The following is a 4,209-nucleotide window of genomic DNA, read 5'->3' as shown; positions in this document are numbered from 1 at the left end:
GAGCAAGGTGCTGCCGTCCAACGCCGACGCCCGCGGCACCGTCGAGGCCTGCCACGCGAGCCTGCGCCGCCTGGGCACCGACCGCATCGACCTGTACCTGCTGCACTGGAGGGGCGGTGTGCCGCTCGCCGAGACCGTTGAGGCCCTGGAGGGTCTGGTGAGCCGCGGCAGCATCGGCGCCTGGGGCGTGAGCAACCTCGACGTCGACGACCTGGCCGAGCTTCCCGAAGGCGCCCTGCCGCAGACGGACCAGGTGCTCTACAACCTCACCCGGCGCGGCCCCGAGTACGACCTGTTCCCCTGGTGCCGCGAACGCTCGGTGCCCGTGATGGCTTATTCGCCGCTGGAGCAGGGGCGGCTCCTCGGCCATCAGGCCCTTGAGTCGGTGGCGGAGGCGCACGGGAGCAGTCCGCTCCAGGTGGCGCTCGCCTGGGTGCTGCGGCACGACGACGTCATCGCCATTCCCAAGGCATCCACGGCGGCGCACGTGGAGGAGAACCACGCCGCCCTCGACGTCCGCCTCACCGACGAGGACCTCAAGGCGCTGGACGCCGCGTTCCCGGCGCCGGTGCGCAAGGAGCCGCTGGAGATCCTCTGAAGCCGGGGGATTCTCTGAAACCGGGGGTTCTCTGAACCGGACCGGCCACGGAAGTGTGCGCTCCGCATGTCCGGGCACCCGCCATGTCGCCGCGCATGCTTTACCCCGTATGTCGCCCTAGGGTGAATCCAGGGGCCCCAACCAAACCGCGCCAGGCGTTCCGAGGAGGAACGGCATGCCCATCGCCACGGTCGATCCCGCCACCGGCGAGACGCTCAAGACGTTCGAGCCGCTCGACGACGCGGAGGTGGAGCGCCGCCTTGCGCTCGCCCATACCGCGTTCGGCCGGCACCGCACCAGCACCTTCAGCGAGCGGTCCCGGCTCCTGAACCGGGCCGCCGACCTCCTGGAGGAGGACAACGCGGCCATCGCCAAGACCATGACCGCCGAGATGGGCAAGCCCGTCAAGGCGGCCAGGGCCGAAGCCGCCAAGTGCGTCAAGGCCATGCGCTGGTACGCCGAGCGGGCCGAGGGCCTGCTGGCGGACGAGCACCCCGCGCAGGCCGACGTGGAGGATTCCGGCGCGACCCGGGCGATCGTCCGCTACCGCCCGCTCGGCGTCGTCCTTGCCGTGATGCCGTGGAACTTCCCGCTCTGGCAGGTCATCAGGTTCGCGGCACCCGCCCTCATGGCGGGCAACGTCGGTCTGCTCAAGCACGCGTCGAACGTGCCCCAGACCGCCCTCTATCTGGAAGACCTCTTCAAGCGCGCCGGTTTCGCGGACGGCTGCTTCCAGACGCTCCTCATCGGCTCGGGAGCCGTCGAGGGCATCCTGCGCGACGAGCGGGTGGCAGCGGCGACCCTCACCGGCAGCGAACCGGCGGGTCGCTCGGTGGCGTCCACCGCCGGCGACGACATCAAGAAGACGGTCCTCGAACTGGGCGGCAGCGACCCCTTCCTCGTCCTGCCGAGCGCCGACATCGAGCGTGCCGCCGCGACCGCGGTGACCGCCCGGGTACAGAACAACGGGCAGTCCTGCATCGCCGCCAAGCGCTTCATCGTGCACGCCGACGTCTACGACGCCTTCCGCGAGCGCTTCGTCGCGGGCATGCGGGAGTTGACCGTCGGCGACCCGGCGAGCGAGGACACCGACATCGGTCCGCTCTCCACCGAGCAGGGCCGCACCGATCTGGAGGAGCTCGTCGACGACGCGCTCGCCCGCGGTGCGACCGCGCTGTGCGGCGGGCAGCGCCCCAAGGAGCAGGAGCGGGGCTGGTACTACTCCCCCACGGTCCTGGCCGACGTCACCCCGCAGATGCGCATCCACAAGGAGGAGGCGTTCGGCCCGGTGGCCACGCTCTATCGCGTCGCGGACCTGGACGAGGCCGTGGCCCTGGCCAACGACACGCCGTTCGGGCTCAGCTCGAACGTGTGGACGCGGGACGACGCGGACATCGAGCGCTGCGTACAGGATCTCCAGGCGGGCGGCGTCTTCTTCAACGGCATGACCGCCTCGCACCCCGGCCTGCCCTTCGGCGGGGTCAAGCGCTCGGGCTACGGGCGTGAGCTGGCGGGGCACGGCATCCGGGAGTTCTGCAACGCCACGACGGTCTGGTACGGCCCGTCGGAGCCGGACGCCAAGGGCTGATTCCGGCAACTGCCCGAGGCCGGCCTGCCCCCGCCGCCGGGTCCGTGTTCCGGACCTGCGGGCGGCGGGGCGGGCGGCCGTTCAGTGGACTGTTCAGTGGCCCGTTCAGTGGCCGGGGAGCGGCGGCTCCCCGTGCTCGGCGCCCGTCAGGCGCAGCTGCATCTGCACTTCCTGGTCGCCGGATTCGGTGCCGGTGGTCGAGATGACGAAGGCCGAGTCGAGCGTGTCGCGCAGCCGGTCCACGGCCACCGGGCTGCCTTGCAGGTCGGCGGTGACCGAGCCCGCGAGCAGCACGCCCCGGACGGGGCCCGGGCTCGCGGAGGCGAGGAAGCCGCCGGTCCAGACCTCGGCCCTGGGCTGGTCCGTCCGGAGCGGGGGCTCGTCGCCGCGGTCGGAGGGGAAGTGGGTCCGCAGCACGCCGAACACGGCGTCCGCGTCGGCCGCGGAGCATTCGCCGAGTACCACCTGCACCAGGTCCGGGGAGTCTGACTGCGCGGTGGGGGCAGCCGGGTCGGGTGTGTCGTTCACGCTGTGCTCCTGAGGATTGCGGGTCCTGATGTGTGATCACGGGTACCCGATGTGAGGGCAGGTATCTGATGGGGCGGCCGGCACCTGCCGCGGTGTGCGGCGGCGGTGTGCGGCGGGCTCAGAGCTCGCGCAGGGCGGGCAGCAGCTTCTTCTCGGCCCAGTCGATGAAGGGGCGCTGGTGCTCGCCGCCGACCTGGACGAGGGCGATTTCCGTGAAGCCCGCATCGGCGTAGGGGCGTACGGCCTCGACGAACGCTTCGACGTCGTCACCGCACGGGATCTGCTCCGCGACGTCCTGCTTCGTGACGAACTGCGTGGCGCCCGCGAAGCCGGAGGGCCCGGGCAGTTCGGAGTTGACGGGCCAGCCGCCGGCGAACCAGCGGAACTGGTCGTGCGCGCGGGCGATGGCCGCGTCCTTGTCGGTGTCGTAGCAGACGGGCAGCTGGCCGACGCGCGGCTTGCCGTTTCCGCCGTGCCGGTCGAAGGACTCGACCAGCTCGGCCTTGGGCTCCGTCGCGATGACCAGGTCGGCGACGCGCCCGGCGAGCGCGCAGGACCGGCCGCCGGAGACCGCCACTCCGATGGGTGGCAGTGCGTCGGGCAGGTCCCACAGGCGGGCGTTGGCCACGTCGAAGTGGGTGCCCTGGTGGTTGACGTTGTCGCCGGTGAACAGCGCGCGGATGATCTCGACGGCTTCCTCGAGCATCTCCAGGCGGACCTGCGGAGAGGGCCAGCCCGCGCCGACCACGTGTTCGTTGAGGCTCTCGCCCGAGCCGAGGCCGAGCCGGAAGCGCCCCTCGGAGAGCAACTGCATCGTCGCGGCCTTCTGTGCCACCACGGCGGGGTGGTAGCGCACGGTCGGGCAGGTCACGTACGTCATGAGCGGGATCCGCGAGGTCGCCTGTGCGGCGGCGCCGAGCACGCTCCACGCGTAGGGCGCGTGCCCCTGTGATTCGAGCCAGGGGAAGTAGTGGTCGGAGGTGACGGAGAAGTCGAACCCGGCGCCCTCCGCCGCGACCAGATCGTCGACGAGAGCACGGGGGCCCGCCTGCTCGGTCATCATCGTGTAGCCGATTTGCACCATATTGGTACGGTTTGCCGAACCGCTCCCGCTGAAACATCGGCCACGGCGGCTCGCGGGGCGGCTGTCCCCGCGCCGCACGGCTATTCGGGTCCCCTCCGGCTTTGCTTCCAGTCATACGCGTATGCGGCGACCCAGGTGATCTCCAGCTGCGCACTGCTGCCGGGCGCCGCTCCTGGCCCTTCGAGGGCGCTCTCGTTCTGCAGGACCCAGGACAGCGGCTGGTCGGGAACGCCTCGGGTGTCCTCTCCCGTCTCCTGGCCGTCCACGAAGAACCGCACGCGTCCGGGAGTCCATTCGGTCGACACCGTGTGCCATTCGGTCCACTCGTCGGCACCCTCGAACGTGCCCTGTTCGCCGCCGCCGCACGGATGGTGGAAGGCGGTGAGGGAGCCGGCCCAGTTGCCTTCGGGG

General features: G+C 71.3%; 5 protein-coding genes. 2 read left to right on the top strand and 3 right to left on the bottom strand.

The window, feature by feature from the left end; genetic code table 11:
* Together ACQKIP_RS41285 and ACQKIP_RS41280 are read left to right on the top strand one after the other, a co-directional pair.
* Positions 1-598: aldo/keto reductase (locus ACQKIP_RS41285; RefSeq protein WP_427745359.1), on the top strand; the 598-nt coding region annotated here is incomplete at its 5' end.
* Between the two features lie 175 nt (positions 599-773).
* A complete protein-coding gene (locus ACQKIP_RS41280; protein ID WP_365855968.1) occupies positions 774-2,186 on the top strand; it encodes an NADP-dependent succinic semialdehyde dehydrogenase in 1,413 nt (470 codons plus the stop codon).
* A 105-nt stretch (positions 2,187-2,291) separates the two neighbouring features.
* On the opposite strand, the gene ACQKIP_RS41275 is transcribed toward ACQKIP_RS41280, so the two are convergent.
* From ACQKIP_RS41275 to ACQKIP_RS41265, 3 genes are all read right to left on the bottom strand, one after another.
* Entirely contained in the window at positions 2,292-2,714 is a 423-nt protein-coding gene (locus tag ACQKIP_RS41275; RefSeq protein WP_365855966.1) for a hypothetical protein, read from the bottom strand.
* Positions 2,715-2,832: 118 nt separating this feature from the next.
* A complete protein-coding gene (locus ACQKIP_RS41270; RefSeq protein WP_365855964.1) occupies positions 2,833-3,798 on the bottom strand; it encodes an LLM class F420-dependent oxidoreductase in 966 nt (321 codons plus the stop codon).
* Between the two features lie 80 nt (positions 3,799-3,878).
* Positions 3,879-4,209, bottom strand: a 331-nt coding sequence (locus ACQKIP_RS41265; RefSeq protein WP_427745357.1) for a glycoside hydrolase family 16 protein, incomplete at its 5' end; no start/stop codon positions are given.

This window comes from Streptomyces sp. NPDC059900, from assembly GCF_050270335.1.
Classification (GTDB): Bacteria; Actinomycetota; Actinomycetes; order Streptomycetales; family Streptomycetaceae; genus Streptomyces.
This window is presented reverse-complemented; position numbering and strand designations above follow the sequence as displayed.